The 14,100-nt window shown below is 74.0% G+C and carries 14 protein-coding genes and 1 pseudogene; 8 read left to right on the top strand and 7 right to left on the bottom strand.

What is annotated here, in order from left to right:
* Positions 1–198: 198 nt before the first annotated feature.
* On the bottom strand, positions 199–552 hold the full coding sequence (erpA, locus tag ABZW03_RS24755) for an iron-sulfur cluster insertion protein ErpA (protein ID WP_030061066.1): 354 nt from the start codon (positions 550–552) through the stop codon (positions 199–201).
* Positions 553–797: 245 nt separating this feature from the next.
* Between erpA and ABZW03_RS24750 the strand changes: the two genes are divergently transcribed.
* On the top strand, positions 798–1,658 hold the full coding sequence (locus tag ABZW03_RS24750; RefSeq protein WP_355262231.1) for a GNAT family N-acetyltransferase: 861 nt from the start codon (positions 798–800) through the stop codon (positions 1,656–1,658).
* A 99-nt stretch (positions 1,659–1,757) separates the two neighbouring features.
* Here the strand turns inward: ABZW03_RS24750 and ABZW03_RS24745 are convergent, their stop codons facing one another.
* From ABZW03_RS24745 to ABZW03_RS24735, 3 genes are all read right to left on the bottom strand, one after another.
* A complete protein-coding gene (locus ABZW03_RS24745) occupies positions 1,758–3,125 on the bottom strand; it encodes a pyridoxal-dependent decarboxylase (protein ID WP_355262228.1) in 1,368 nt (455 codons plus the stop codon).
* Positions 3,126–3,312: 187 nt separating this feature from the next.
* On the bottom strand, positions 3,313–3,777 hold the full coding sequence (locus tag ABZW03_RS24740; RefSeq protein WP_355262225.1) for an Lrp/AsnC family transcriptional regulator: 465 nt from the start codon (positions 3,775–3,777) through the stop codon (positions 3,313–3,315).
* A gap of 150 nt (positions 3,778–3,927) precedes the next feature.
* Positions 3,928–4,851 carry an NADP-dependent oxidoreductase gene (locus tag ABZW03_RS24735; protein WP_355262222.1) on the bottom strand — a complete coding sequence of 308 codons (924 nt, stop codon included), beginning with the start codon at positions 4,849–4,851 and terminating at the stop codon, positions 3,928–3,930.
* Between the two features lie 190 nt (positions 4,852–5,041).
* Between ABZW03_RS24735 and nadA the strand changes: the two genes are divergently transcribed.
* Positions 5,042–6,226, top strand: coding sequence for a quinolinate synthase NadA (nadA, locus tag ABZW03_RS24730; RefSeq protein WP_355262219.1), 1,185 nt, complete (start codon positions 5,042–5,044; stop codon positions 6,224–6,226).
* 130 nt (positions 6,227–6,356) lie between these two features.
* Here nadA and ABZW03_RS24725 read toward each other — a convergent pair whose 3' ends face one another.
* Entirely contained in the window at positions 6,357–6,650 is a 294-nt protein-coding gene (locus ABZW03_RS24725) for a hypothetical protein (RefSeq protein WP_355262216.1), read from the bottom strand.
* A gap of 37 nt (positions 6,651–6,687) precedes the next feature.
* Positions 6,688–7,494: a PspA/IM30 family protein gene (locus tag ABZW03_RS24720; protein ID WP_355262213.1), complete on the bottom strand. Its 807-nt coding sequence runs from the start codon at positions 7,492–7,494 to the stop codon at positions 6,688–6,690.
* 300 nt (positions 7,495–7,794) lie between these two features.
* On the opposite strand from ABZW03_RS24720, the gene ABZW03_RS24715 reads away from it, so the two are divergent.
* Positions 7,795–8,394, top strand: coding sequence for a DUF3043 domain-containing protein (locus tag ABZW03_RS24715; RefSeq protein ID WP_355262210.1), 600 nt, complete (start codon positions 7,795–7,797; stop codon positions 8,392–8,394).
* A 191-nt stretch (positions 8,395–8,585) separates the two neighbouring features.
* Entirely contained in the window at positions 8,586–9,326 is a 741-nt protein-coding gene (locus ABZW03_RS24710; RefSeq protein WP_355262234.1) for a methyltransferase domain-containing protein, read from the top strand.
* Positions 9,327–9,336: 10 nt separating this feature from the next.
* On the opposite strand, the gene ABZW03_RS24705 is transcribed toward ABZW03_RS24710, so the two are convergent.
* The gene (locus ABZW03_RS24705) at positions 9,337–9,537 is read right to left on the bottom strand and encodes a hypothetical protein (RefSeq protein ID WP_355262207.1); all 201 of its coding nucleotides are present in this window, start codon (positions 9,535–9,537) and stop codon (positions 9,337–9,339) included.
* A 131-nt stretch (positions 9,538–9,668) separates the two neighbouring features.
* Here ABZW03_RS24705 and cobU point away from each other — a divergent pair.
* The 4 genes and pseudogenes from cobU to ABZW03_RS24685 all read left to right on the top strand — a co-directional run.
* Positions 9,669–10,217, top strand: a pseudogene (gene cobU, locus ABZW03_RS24700) (bifunctional adenosylcobinamide kinase/adenosylcobinamide-phosphate guanylyltransferase); the annotation flags it as partial.
* A gap of 28 nt (positions 10,218–10,245) precedes the next feature.
* On the top strand, positions 10,246–11,370 hold the full coding sequence (locus tag ABZW03_RS24695) for a nicotinate-nucleotide--dimethylbenzimidazole phosphoribosyltransferase (protein ID WP_355262204.1): 1,125 nt from the start codon (positions 10,246–10,248) through the stop codon (positions 11,368–11,370).
* A gap of 78 nt (positions 11,371–11,448) precedes the next feature.
* On the top strand, positions 11,449–12,240 hold the full coding sequence (locus tag ABZW03_RS24690; RefSeq protein ID WP_355262201.1) for an adenosylcobinamide-GDP ribazoletransferase: 792 nt from the start codon (positions 11,449–11,451) through the stop codon (positions 12,238–12,240).
* A 258-nt stretch (positions 12,241–12,498) separates the two neighbouring features.
* Entirely contained in the window at positions 12,499–14,001 is a 1,503-nt protein-coding gene (locus tag ABZW03_RS24685) for a leucyl aminopeptidase (RefSeq protein WP_355262199.1), read from the top strand.
* Positions 14,002–14,100: the final 99 nt, after the last annotated feature.

The following is a 14,100-nucleotide window of genomic DNA, read 5'->3' as shown; positions in this document are numbered from 1 at the left end:
CCGGGCGGGGGGGGGGGCGGGGGGGGGGCGGGCCGCGGGGGGGCGCGCGGGGGGGGGGGGCCGCGGGGGGGGGGGGCCCGCCCCCCCCGCTTTGGGGGCGGCCCCCGTCCCCCCGGGGCGCCGGGGGCCTGTGGGTCGTGGGGGCGAAACCGGTCGGGGCCCGGGGTGTCCCCCGGGGCGCCCCCTTCCGCAGCGGGCTTAGCTGAACGAGTCGCCGCAGGCGCAGGAGCCGGTGGCGTTCGGGTTGTCGATGGTGAAGCCCTGCTTCTCGATGGTGTCGACGAAGTCGACGGTGGCGCCGCCCAGGTACGGGGCGCTCATCCGGTCGGTGACGACCTTGACACCGCCGAAGTCCTTGATCACGTCGCCGTCGAGCGAGCGCTCGTCGAAGAACAGCTGGTAACGCAGGCCGGAGCAGCCGCCGGGCTGGACGGCGACGCGCAGCGCGAGGTCCTCGCGGCCTTCCTGCTCCAGCAGGGCCTTGACCTTGGCCGCGGCGGCATCGGTGAGGAGGATGCCACTCTCGACGGTGGTCTCGTCCTGGACGGTCATCTGCTTTCTCCCGGTCTTGACGACGGTCTGCCGCCAGTGCCAACCAACGGCCGTCCGGTTTCATTTCCCGGGCGGCGATGGATTTCTGCGGACTGTTCGCGGCTGGTTCTCCGCGGGCCGGGTGTGCCACCCGTGTCCCCTACGCTCCCCATGCTCGCACACCCCCGGAGGGCGGGTCACCGCGCGAGGCGTGGATCCGGGTGAACCGGCCCCGCGGCGGGCCGCCGGACGCCAGGATGGTCCCCGTGATCCTTCGCCCGGTCAGGGACACCGCCGCGGACGCGGAGGTCGTCCAGGAGCTCGCCGACGCCGCGTACGCCGACGCCTTCCCGGCCGCGGCGGTGCCGGAGCCGGTACCGCTGCGGCTGGCCCGGACCAGGCACCTGGCGCGCACCGATCCCGGCGGCTGCTGGCTCGCCTCGATCGACGGCGAGCCGGTCGGGGCGGTGCTGTCGGTCCGCCGGGAGGGCCTGTGGGCACCCTCCCTGTACGCCGTCCGGCCGGCCGCGCAGGGCAAGGGCGTCGGGCGGCTGCTGCTGGAGCGGGCGGCGGAGCACTCCCGGGGCTGCCTGCGCGGGATGGTCTGCGCCGCGGACTCCCCGGCGGCGGCCCGCCGCTACCGGCTGGCCGGGTTCACCCTGCACCCGGCGATGCGGCTGGCCGGGCGGGTGGACCGGGCCGGCCTGCTCGATCCCGGGGACATCCCGGTGCACCGCGGCAACGCCACCCACCTGCACCTGCTGGACTCGGTGGACCGGCGGCTGCGCGGGTCCGCGCACGGGCCGGACCACGCGCTGATGCTGGGCCACTTCGAGGAGCTCCTGATCGCCGACGCGCTGGCCGGCAGCGGCTACTGCTACCGGGACGGCGGGGTGGTGCGGCTGCTCGCGGCCACCAGCAAGCGGATCGCCGTCCGGCTGCTGCGCGAGGCGCTGGCCCGGGTGCCGGACGGGGTCGAGGCGCGGGTGGAGCACCTGACCGCCGAGCAGGAGTGGGCGCTGGACGTCGGGCTGGAGGTCGGGCTGACGCCCCGGGCCGGCGGGTTCGTCGGGGTGCGCGGGATGCGGCCGCCGGCGCCGTACCTGCCGAGCGGGGCCTTCCTGTAGCCGGGACGTTCCTGCCGCCGGGGGCACGCGTACGGCCCCCGCCGGGATGCCCGGCGGGGGCCGTACGTCGGGACGTCGGAACGTCCGGAGCCCGTGGGATCAGACCATGGTGTCCAGGATCTCCTGGACCATCTCCATGGTGGTGCCCGGGTGCAGGAAGGCGAAGCGGGCGACCGTCTCGCCGTCCCAGCCGGTGGGGGTGACGAAGCCGATCTGGTCCGCGAGCAGCTGCTGCGACCAGCGGTAGTAGTCGTCGTTGGTCCAGCCCTTGCGCTTGAAGCAGACCGCCGAGAGCTGCGGGTCGAACAGCAGCTCCAGGTGCTCGGACTCGCGGATCAGCTGCGCCGTCTCCCGGGCCAGGGTGAGGCCGGTCTCGATGGCGTCGGTGTAGGCCTGGACGCCGTGCACGGCCAGCGAGAACCAGAGCGGCAGGCCGCGGGCGCGCCGGGTCAGGTGGTAGGCGTAGTCGGTGGGGTTCCACTCGTCGCCCTCGATGTGCAGGACGTCCAGGTAGGAGGCGTCCTGGGTGTGCACGGCGCGGGCGAGCTGCGGGTTGCGGTAGATCAGCGCGGCGCAGTCGAAGGGGGCGAACAGCCACTTGTGCGGGTCGACCACGAAGGAGTCGGCGTGCTCGATGCCCTCGTAGCGCTCGCGCACCGAGGGGGCGAACAGGCCCGCGCCGCCGTAGGCGCCGTCGACGTGGAACCAGAGGTCGCGCTCGCGGGCGACCTCGGCCAGGCCCTTGAGGTCGTCGACGATGCCCTCGTTGGTGGTGCCGGCCGTGCCGACGACGGCGATCACCGTCTCGGGATTGGGGTCGGCGGCCAGCGCGGCGCGCAGCGCCTCCCCGGTGAACCGCCGGTCGACGGTCGGGACCTTGAAGGCCTCGACGCCGATGATGTTGAAGGTGTTCTTGACCGAGGAGTGCACCTGGTCGGCGACGGCGATCCGCAGCCGCGCCTCCGGTCCGACGCCCAGCCTGCGCCGGGCGGTGTCGCGGGCGACCACGAGGGCGGAGAGGTTGCCCGCCGAGCCACCGGAGACGAAGCAGCCGCCGGCCGACTGGGGCAGGCCCGCGCGGTCGGCTATCAGGCGCAGCACCTGGTTCTCGGCGGCGATCGCGCCGGCCGCCTCCAGCCAGGAGATGCCCTGCAGGGAGGCGCAGGAGACGACCATGTCGAACAGCAGCGCGGCCTTGGTCGGGGCGCACGGGATGAAGGACAGGTAGCGCGGGCTGTCGGCGGAGATGACCGCCCGGGACAGCTCGTGGTCGTACAGCTTGAGCACGTCGACCGGGTCGTTGCCGTCCTGGTTCAGCAGGCCGGCCAGCTGGGTGCGCAGGTGCTCGCCGTCACCGGGGTGGTCCAGCGGGACGGGATCGTACTGCAGCCGCTCCCGCATGTAGTCGAAAACCAGGTCGACCAGTTCGTTGTCGGGCCGGTGCATGCGGTCGGGTGCTGCGGACACGGCTGTCCCTCTCGGCGTGGGGTGTCGGGGGGCGCCCGGTCGGCGGGACGCTTCACCGCGACGGCCGGACCTGATCAGCGTAAGCAGCGGGGGTGTCCCACCGCGCGTCGGAACGCGGCTGGTCAGGCAGGTTTCGGGCGTCTTCGGGGCGGTCCGCGCAGGATTCCTGCGTACCGCCCGGTGCCGGTCAGCCGATGAGCTGGGAGAGCACCACCGAGGAGCGGCTGCGCTGCACTCCGGGCTCGCGCCGGATGCGCTCGATGACGGCCTCCAGGTGGCGCATGTCGGCGGCCCGCAGGTGGACCAGGGCGTCCGGGTCGCCGGTGACCGTCCAGGCGGCGACCACCTCGGGGAACTGCCGCAGGCTGGCGAGGATCTCCTCGGGGGCGGTGCGCTCGCGGCAGTAGACCTCGACGAAGGCCTCGGTCTGCCAGCCCAGCACGGACGGGTCCAGCACCACGGTGAAGCCCCGCACCACGCCGCGCGCCCGCAGCCGGTCGATCCGCCGGCGCACGGCGGTGGCGGAGAGGTTCACCTGCAGGCCGATCTCGGCGTACGAGGCCCGGCCGTCGCTGCCGAGCCGGGCGAGCAGGAGCCGGTCGGTCTCGTCCAGGTCGGCCCCGACCACCTCGTGCGCTCGGCTGCTGCTCATGGGTGCGGGGCTCCACGGGTCGTACGGGGGAATCGGTGGGGCGCTCCGGCTGAGGGTGTCATTGCCACGGCCACTGCCGAAACGGTTCGGCACCATTCTGGCGGATGACCTGGACGAATTCACCGCCGATGGATGACGGGCCGGCGGCCGTCACGGGACGAGCAGCACGATCTTGCCCCGGGTGCGGCCCTCCGCGCTGAGCGCCTGGGCGGAGGCGGCCTGGGCCAGCGGGAAGGTGGAGGCGACGGTGACGGTCAGCCGGCCGTCGTCCGCGATCCGGGCCAGCTCGGCGAGGCCGTCGGCGTCCGGGCGGACCCAGACGTACCGGCCGCCGAGCGCCTTGACCCCGAAGTCGGCGACCGAGGCGATCCGGGCCGGGTCCGCCACCAGGGCGGCCGAGAGCTGGACGGCGCCGTGGCCGACCAGGTCGAGGGCCGCGTCCACCCCGTCGGGGGCGAGCGCGCGGACCCGGTCGGCCAGGCCCTCGCCGTAGACCACCGGCTCGGCGCCGAGACCGCGCAGGTAGTCGTGGTTGCGCTCGGCCGCGGTGCCGATCACCCGGGCGCCGGCGGCCCGGGCCAGCTGCACCGCCAGGTGGCCGACCCCGCCCGCGGCGGCGTGCACCAGGACGGTCTCCCCCGCGGTGAGGCGCAGCGCCCGCAGGCTCTGCAGGGCGGTGAGCCCGGCCAGCGGCAGGCCGCCGGACTGCGCCCAGTCCAGCACGGCCGGCTTGCGGGCCAGGGTGCGGACCGGGGCGGAGACCAGCTCCGCGTAGGTGCCGTGCTCGACGGCGTCCTTGCGGACGTAGCCGTACACCTCGTCGCCCGGGGCGAACTCGGTGACCCCGCCGCCGACCGCGCGGACCACGCCGGCCACGTCCCAGCCCATGACCAGCGGGAAGTGCACGTCGAGGATGCCGTCCAGGGCGCCGTCCCGGACCTTCCAGTCCACCGGGTTCACCCCGGCCGCCCGGACCTCGACCAGGACGGAGTCGGGCCCGACCTTGGGGTCCGGCAGGTCGGTGTACTCGACCACCTCGGGGCCGCCGTAGCGATTGATCGCGATTGCTTTCATGGCTCAGCCATACCCCGGGGCTTCGAAATATCGATTCGGCCACGGTCGGAAGCATCCGATTCGGCGAGCGGTTCTCGTCACATCGACAGGATGGCCATCGTCACTCTGACGCTAACCGGTTATCATAGATAGCGTCAGATAGACGAAAAGGCTTCACCGCTTGATCGGCCGCACAGAAGGGCACCCGCCCGTGACCACCACCATCACCGAGACCCACGGCGTCGACCCCACTCCGACGCCGCTCGCTCTGCTGCTGCTCGGCCGCGAGGCCGACCCGAACAGCGAGCGCGGCGTCGAATGCCCCGGTGACCTCCCCCCGGCCTCCGACCCGAACCTCGTCGAGCGCGCCCGCGCGGCCAAGGCCGCGCTCGGCGACCGCGTCTTCATCCTCGGCCACCACTACCAGCGCGACGAGGTGATCGAGTTCGCCGACGTCACCGGCGACTCCTTCAAGCTCGCCCGCGACGCGGCGGCCCGTCCCGAGGCCGAGTACATCGTCTTCTGCGGCGTGCACTTCATGGCCGAGTCCGCGGACATCCTCACCAGCGACCGGCAGCAGGTCGTCCTGCCGGACCTCGCGGCCGGCTGCTCGATGGCCGACATGGCCACCGCCGAGCAGGTCGCCGAGTGCTGGGACGTGCTGACCGACGCCGGCATAGCCGACGTGACCGTCCCGGTCTCGTACATGAACTCCTCCGCCGACATCAAGGCCTTCACCGGCCGGCACGGCGGCCTCATCTGCACCTCCTCCAACGCCAAGCGCGCCCTGGAGTGGGCCTTCGAGCAGGGCCAGAAGGTGCTCTTCCTGCCCGACCAGCACCTCGGCCGCAACACCGCGGTGCGGGACATGGGCTTCTCGCTGGACGACTGCGTCGTCTACAACCCGCACCGGCCGAACGGCGGCCTGACCGCCGAGCAGCTGCGGGACGCGAAGATGATCCTCTGGCGCGGCCACTGCTCGGTGCACGGCCGGTTCAGCCTGGACTCGGTGAACGACGTCCGCGAGCGGATCCCCGGCGTGACCGTCCTGGTGCACCCCGAGTGCAAGCACGAGGTCGTCGCGGCCGCCGACATGGTGGGCTCGACCGAGTACATCATCAAGGCGCTGGACGCCGCCGAGCCCGGCTCCAAGTGGGCCATCGGGACCGAGCTGAACCTGGTCCGGCGCCTGGCCAAGGCGCACCCGGACAAGGAGATCGTCTTCCTGGACCGCGCGGTCTGCTTCTGCTCGACCATGAACCGGATCGACCTGCCGCACCTGGTCTGGGCGCTGGAGTCGCTGGTCGAGGGCCGGGTGCCAAACGTGATCACCGTCGACCCGGAGACCGAGAAGTACGCCAAGGCGGCGCTCGACCGGATGCTCGCCCTGCCGTAGGCGGGACCCGCCCGCGAGCGGGCGACCCGCCCCGAGCCGGCGAACAACAGCGAGCGGGCGAATAACAGCGAAGGGCGGCCCCCTCCCAACGGAGGGGGCCGCCCTTTCGTCTGGCAGCGAGCCGGGGGTGCTACTCGGGGAAGCCCGGGATCACGCCCTCGCCCTCGGCCATCAGCAGCTCGCGGACCTCGTCGATCGTCGCGTCGGCGCTCGGCAGGATCAGCTCCGACGGCTCCAGCGAGTCCAGCGGCACCGGGGTGCCGTACTGCTTCACCGCGTCGATGAGCTTGCCGTAGGCCTCGCGGAAGAGCGTCTCGTCCCCCGACTCCACCGCGGTGACGAGCTCGGCGTCGAGCTCGTTGAGCAGGTTCAGGTGGTCCTCGCCCACCTCGTACTGCCCTTCACCCATGACCCTCATGATCATGCCGTGCGTCTCCCTGGTTCGTGGGGTCGAGCTCAGATCACTTGTTGTAGTTGATGCGCGGGGTGTCCTGCGGCTGCTGCTGGGGCTGCTGCTGCGGCTGGCCCTGCTCGATCGCGGCGGGGCCGGCCGAGGAGGGACCGGACAGCTCGGCCTTCATCCGGGCCAGCTCCAGCTCGACGTCGGAACCGCCGGCCACCCGCTCCAGCTCGGCCTCGATGTCGTCCTTGCGGCCGAGACCGCTCGCGTCGTCGAGCGCGCCGGAGGCAAGCAGTTCGTCGATGGCACCGGCCCGGGCCTGCATCTGGGCGGTCTTGTCCTCGGCACGCTGGATCGCCAGGCCGACGTCGCCCATCTCCTCCGAGATCCCGGAGAAGGACTCGGCGATGCGGGTCTGCGCCTGGGCGGCCGTGTACGTCGCCTTGATGGTCTCCTTCTTGGTGCGGAAGGCGTCCACCTTGGCCTGAAGTCGCTGGGAGGCGAGCGTGAGCTTCTCCTCCTCGGCCTGGAGCTGCTGGTACTGCGTCTCCAGGTCGGTGATCTGCGACTGCATGTTGGCCTTGCGGGTCAGCGCCTCGCGGGCGAGGTCCTCGCGGCCGAGCGACAGCGCCTTGCGGCCCTGGTCCTCGTACTTGGCCGACTGCTGCTGGAGCTGCGTCAGCTGGAGTTCGAGCCGCTTGCGCGAGGTCGCGACGTCCGCGACGCCACGCCGTACCTTCTGCAGCAGTTCGAGCTGCTTCTGGTAGGAGTAGTCGAGCGTCTCACGGGGATCCTCCGCCCGGTCCAAGGCCTTGTTCGCCTTGGAGCGGAAGATCAGCCCCATACGCTTCATGATTCCGTCGCTCATGGGCCTCGGGTGCCCCCTTCTCCGGCCTGCGGTCTCTATCTCGTTACCAGACACGACGAGTGTATGTGCAGCGAGCCCGTCGCCGCAGTGCACCTGCCTGCAACAAGACTGCTACAGCGACCAGTGGGTTTCCTCCTCCCCCGGGTGGATCCGCCCCTCATACCCCTCATCGTCCATCCGACTGATCCCCTACGGGAAGGCCCCGGGAAACCCGGGTCGGACGGCCGCCCGGCGGCATCGATATGCGTTTGGGTCCGAGGGCACCCGTGGAAGCCGCGTCGCACCCCGTACGCTGGTGGTGTGTTCCGACGCCGTTCAGATGATGCCGCCGCCTCCGCCACCGTGCTGGAGAAGCAGGACGAGACGACCCAGGCCCGCGACCCGCAGGCCAAGAAGGGCCGCCCCACCCCCAAGCGCAGTGAGGCCGAGGCCAACCGGCGTACCCGGGTGACCGTGCCCAAGGACCGCAAGGAGGCCGCCCGCCAGGGGCGCGAGCGCATGCGCGTCGAGCGCGAGAAGCAGCGCCAGGCCCTGATGAACGGCGACGAGCGCCACCTCCCGGCCCGGGACAAGGGCCCGGTGCGCAAGTTCGCCCGCGACTACGTGGACTCCCGCTGGTCGCTCGCCGAGTTCTTCCTGCCGGCCGCCGTGGTCATCCTGGTGCTCAGCATCGTCAAGGTGCCGGCCCTCCAGCTGCTCTCCACCCTGCTGTTCCTGCTGTTCTTCGTGTTCGTGGTCCTGGACTTCGTCCGCCTCGGCCTCGGCCTGCGCAAGCAGCTGGGCGAGCGCTTCGCCGGGCAGAACACCCGCGGCGCCGTCGCGTACGGCATCATGCGCACCCTCCAGATGCGCCGGCTGCGCCTGCCCAAGCCGCAGGTGCGGCGCGGGGAGAAGCCCTGACCGCCGAACCGGTCGACTCCGGCTGGGCCCCGCCCTCCTGGGAGGGGCCCGGCCTCTACGCACTTCCCGGCGCACTTCCCGGCCAGGGGGGCGCGCTTCCGGGGCAGGGCGCCGGCGGCCACGACCGGATCGCCCAGGAGCGCCGGCTGCCCTCGCGCAGCGGGTCCTTCGCGGGCGGCACCGGCGCCTGGCTGGACCGGCACGGCGGGCTGCGCGACTTCGTCCGCCAGGAGCTCGTCGCCCGCCAGCTCGCCGAACAGCTGGCCGGCCGCAGCGCGCAGCGCGTCCTCGACATCGGCTGCGGCCAGGGCACCCAGGCCCTGCGGCTGGCCCGGGCCGGCCACTACGTCACCGGGATCGACTCGGACGCGGTCGCGCTCGGCGTCGCCCAGGGGGCGCTCGCCGAGGAGCCGCCGGAGGTCCGCGGCCGGATGCAGCTGCTCAGCGGCGACGGCCACCAGTGCGGGCGCTGGTTCGGCCCGCGCAGCTTCGACGTGGTGCTCTGCCACGGCGTGCTGATGTACCTGCCCGACCCGGACCCGATGATCGCCTCGCTGGCCCGGCTGCTGGCCCCCGGCGGGCTGCTCTCGCTGCTGGTGCGCAACCGCGACGCGCTCGCCCTGCGGCCGGCCGCCGCCGGGGACTGGCGGGCCGCCCTGCACGCCTTCGAGAGCGACCGCTACTACAACCGGCTCGGACTGACCGCGCGGGCCGACCGGATCGCCGACCTCACCGTCACCCTCTCCGAGGTGTCGGTGCCGCTGCGGCACTGGTACGGCGTGCGGGTCTTCACCGACAACGCCCCGGACGACGCGGCCCCGCCGGTGGACGGGCGGCAGCTGGCCCAGCTCCTGGAAGCCGAGGACCGGGCCGGCCGCACCGACCCGTACCGGCAGGTCGCCGCGCTCCTGCACGTGATCGGGGCGAAGTAGCCGCCCGGGCTCAGCCCTCGTGCAGGCTCATCGCGTACACCTTGGTGCCGTCCTCCAGCAGGACCGCGGTGTCCACGCCGTCCTCGGCGAGTTGCTTCCAGGTCTCCCCGATCCAGGTCTCGGCGTCCCCCTGGCCGGCGAACTCCTCCTGGCCGCCGGCCGGCGTCACCACGCTGCCGTCCGCCTTCTCGTACCGCCACGTCCAGACCATGCCCGGCTCCTCCCACTGACGCTGCCCGTGTGCTGCGCACCATAGCCTGCCCGGCCCGATCTTCCGTATGCCTCTCGGGCAGGATGGGCGGCATGGCGACCCCACCCGAGCCCACCCGCTCCCCGCTGCCCCGCACGCTGCTGCTCGGCGGCGCCCGCTCCGGCAAGTCCACCCGCGCCGAGCAGTTGCTCGCCGACCACCCGGACGTCCTCTACGTGGCCACCGGCGGCACCCGGGACGGCGACGCCGAGTGGGCCCAGCGGGTCGCGCTGCACCGGGTGCGCCGGCCGGCCGGCTGGCGCACCGCCGAGACCTGCGACCTGGAGGCCGTGCTGGCCGACCCTTCCGACCCGGCGCCGGTGCTGGTCGACTGCCTCGCCCTGTGGCTGACCGCCGTGATGGACGAGTGCGGCGCCTGGGACGACGAGGTCTGGGCGGCCGGCGGCGAGGCCGCCGTGCAGCGCCGCTGCGAGGCGCTGGCGCGGGCCTGGGCGGCCACCGGGCGGACCGCCGTCGCGGTGAGCAACGAGGTCGGCATGGGTGTCGTCCCTGCCACCGCCGCGGGCCGCCGCTTCCGCGACACCCTGGGCCGGCTCAACATGGCCGTGGCGGACGCCTCGGAGCGGGTCCTGCTGGTGGTGGCGGGGCAGGTGCTGACCGTCAAGCCAGCCGCTGGGTGAACACCTCCGGCGTGTAGCCTTCCGGACGATGGACACGACCGTGGATCTCGATACGTTCTCCTCGCTCGTCGAGCGCCCCGACGAGAGCGCCCGGCGGGCCGCCGAGGAGCGCTGGCAGGCGGCCGACCGGCCGCGCGGCGGGCTCGGCCGGCTGGAGGAGCTGGGCAGCTGGCTGGCCTCCGTGCAGGGGCGCTCGCCGGTGCGGCCGATCTCCGCCCCCAAGGTGCTGCTGTTCGCCGCCGACCACGGCGTGGCGGCCCTCGGGGTCTCCCGGATGCCGGCCAAGGGCGGCACCGCGGCCCGGGTGCGGGCCGTGCTCGACGGCAGCGCGCCGGTGTCCCGGCTGGCCGCGCGCTACGGCGCCCAGGTCCGGGTCGTCGACGTCGCGGTGGACACCGACCCGGGCGACTTCCCGGACGAGGTGGTCGCCCACCGGGTCCGGCGCGGCTCCGGGCGGATCGACGTCGAGGACGCGCTCACCGCGCAGGAGACCGTCCGGGCCTTCCGGGCCGGCATGGCCGTCGCCGACGAGGAGGCCGACGCCGGCACCGACCTGGTGCTGCTCGGCGACCTCGGGGTCGGCGCCACCACGGTGGCCGGCGTGCTGGTCGGCGCGCTCTGCGGGACGGACGCGGCGGCGGTGACCGGGCGCGGCTCCGGGATCGACGACCGGGTGTGGATGGTCAAGTGCGCCACCATCAGGGACTCGCTGCGGCGGGCCCGGCCGGTGCTCGGCGACCAGCTGGCGCTGCTCGGCGCCACCGGCGGGGCCGACTTCGCGGCGATCACCGGCTTCCTGCTCCAGGCGGCCGTCCGACGGCTGCCGGTGGTGCTGGACGGCGTGGTCTCGGCGGCCTGCGCGCTGGTCGCGCAGCGGATCGCCTTCCGGGCGCCGGAGTGGTGGCGGGCCGGGCAGTCCAGCGGCGAGCCGGCCCAGGCGAAGGCGTACGACCGGCTGACCCTGACGCCGCTGCAGGACCAGGGCATCACCATGGGCGAGGGCCTCGGCGCGCTGCTGGCGCTGCCGCTGCTCCAGGCCGCCGGGGACGTGCTCGCGGACGAGGCGCCGAAGCCGTTCGTGCCGGTGGCGCCGGGCGCGCCGAAGGAGCAGCCGAAGCTGCCCTCGGCGGCGGATCTGCTGCGGAAGCTGTGACACCGGGGGCGGCACGCCCCGACCACCCCGGGAACGCCCCTGCGCCAGGGGCGTTCCCGCTGTGAGAGGAACGCGCACATGACGGACGGCGCCGATCGGGCCGGCTGGGCCGACGGCCTGCGGTTCGGGTTCGGGACGCTGTCCGTGCTGCGGGTGCGGGTCGAGCGCTGGGACCGGGCGGCGGCGTCCCGGGCGATGCTGACCGCTCCGGTGGTCGGGCTGGTGCTGGGCGCCGCGGCGGCCGCGGCCGGGGCCCTGGTCGCCTGGCGGGCCGGCGGGCCGCTCGGCGCGGTGACCGCGGTGGCGGTGCTCGCCGGGCTGACCCGGGGGCTGCACCTGGACGGCCTGGCGGACGTCGCCGACGGGCTGGGCAGCGGCAAGCCGGCCGAGGACGCGCTGCGCGTCATGAAGCAGTCCGACATCGGTCCGTTCGGCGTGCTGACCCTGGTCCTCGCCCTGCTCGCCCAGGTGGCCGCGCTGGCCGGGCAGTTCGGCCACTCCCCGCTGCGCGGCGCGCTCGCGGTGCTCGCCTCGGCGACGGCCGCCCGGTGCGCGCTCGCCTGGGGCTGCCTGCGGTCGGTGCCGGCCGCCCGGCCGGGCGGGCTGGGGGCGATGGTGGCGGGCACCGTGCCGCCCGCCGGGGCCGCCGCCGCGACGGCCGCCGCGATGCTCGCCCTGGCCGCGGCCGGACTGTTCGACGGATGGTCAGTTCTCCGCCTCCCACTGGCCGTTGCGCTCGGCACCGGCTGCGCCCGGCTGCTGCTCGGACGGTGCGTGCGCAGGTTCGGCGGGATCACCGGGGACGTGCTCGGCGCGATGGCCGAAACCGCCGCGACCGCCTCGCTGTTCGCCCTGGCGTTGCTCGGCTGACACCGGACGGCGCGTGATCCCAGCATGCGGACTACCATGCGTGGAGCACCGCAGCCCTGCACCGTGGCAGGTCCTGCCCGCCCGGCGCGTCCCGCGGAGCCGGGGCCTCTGGAGTGCGCGGCCGCTTCCGGCGGACGCTCGCGCCAGGGGTCCCGGACCCGGAGGCCCGCCGACGGGCAGCCTGCCACGGGCGGGCTGCGCCGGTGCGGCAGCCTCGCCGTGGCCGGCCGTGGACCGCGAAAGAACAGGACGCATTACGTGACTGCATTGTCTGTGAGCACCTCCTCCGCCGCCTCGCTGCGTGCGGATGCCCTGGTGGTCGGTGTCGCGAAGGGCCCGAAGGGCATCGTGCTGGCCCCCGGCGCCGAGGCCGTCAACGAGGCGTTCGAGGGCAAGCTGGCCGAGGTCCTCAGCACCCTGGGCGCGACCGGCGCCGAGGGCGAGGCCGTCAAGGTCCCCTCCCCCGCCGGGCTGAAGGCCGCGCTCGTGCTCGCGGTCGGCCTGGGCGAGGCCGCCGAGGACGGCTACGGGCCGGAGGCGCTGCGCCGCGCCGCCGGTGTCGCCGCCCGCACCCTGGCCGGTGCCAAGAAGGCCGCGCTGGCCCTGCCGGCCGAGTCGGCGGCGGACCTCGAGGCGGTCGCGCTGGGCGGCCTGCTCGGCTCGTACGCCTTCGGCACGTACAAGGGCAACGGCAACGGCAAGGAGCCGGTCGGCGAGCTGGTCCTGCTGGCCGCCCGCAAGGGCAGCAAGGACGCCAAGGCCGCCGTGGAGCGCGCCACCGCGATCGGCGAGGAGATGAACCGGGCCCGCGACCTGGTCAACACCGCGCCGAACGACCTGAACCCGAAGAGCTTCGCCGCGATCGCCCAGGCGGCCGGCAAGGAGCACGGCCTCAAGGTCGAGGTGCTGGACGAGAAGGCGCTGACCAAGGGCGGCTTCGGCGGCCTGCTGGGCGTCGGCGGCGGCTCGGCCAACCCGCCCCGCCTGGTGAAGGTGGCCTACACCCACCCGAAGGCCAAGGCCACCCTGGCCTTCGTCGGCAAGGGCATCACCTACGACTCGGGCGGCATCTCGCTGAAGCCGGCCGGCCACAACGAGACCATGAAGTGCGACATGGCCGGTGCCGCCGCCGTGTTCGCCGCCGTGGTGGCCGCCAAGCGCCTGGGCCTGGTCGTCAACGTGACTGCGTGGCTGGCGCTGGCCGAGAACATGCCGTCCGGCTCCGCCACCCGCCCGGGCGACGTGCTGAGGATGTACGGCGGCAAGACCGTCGAGGTCCTGAACACCGACGCCGAGGGCCGCCTGGTGCTGGCCGACGCGATCGTGCGGGCCGGCGAGGAGAACCCGGACGTCATCGTCGACGTGGCCACCCTGACCGGCGCCATGGTGCTGGCCCTGGGCAACCGCACCTTCGGCGTGATGGCCAACGACGACGCGCTGCGCGAGGAGCTGCACGTCCTGGCCGGCGAGGCGGGCGAGCAGTCCTGGCCGATGCCGCTGCCGGCCGAGCTGCGCAAGGGCTTCACCGAGTCGACCATCGCCGACCTGGCCAACATGGGCGAGCGGATGGGCGGCGGCCTGGTGGCCGGCCTGTTCCTGAAGGAGTTCGTGGCCGAGGGCACCGACTGGGCGCACCTGGACATCGCCGGTCCGGCGTTCCACGAGGGCGCGCCGTTCGGCTACACCCCGAAGGGCGGCACCGCGAGCGCGGTGCGCACCCTGGTCCGCTTCGCCGAGCAGCGGGCGAACGGCAAGGCCTGATCCAGGCACTCCCCCGATCGAGGGCGTCCGGCGACCCGGGCCCCGGTCGAGGAGGTCCTCCGGGCCGAGGGCGACCTCCCGGCCTGGCGGATCTTCGGG

The organism is Kitasatospora sp. NPDC004799 (assembly GCF_040609095.1).
Classification (GTDB): domain Bacteria; phylum Actinomycetota; class Actinomycetes; order Streptomycetales; family Streptomycetaceae; genus Kitasatospora.
Note: the sequence above shows the minus strand (reverse complement) of the source record. Positions and strands in the feature narration are given on the sequence as shown.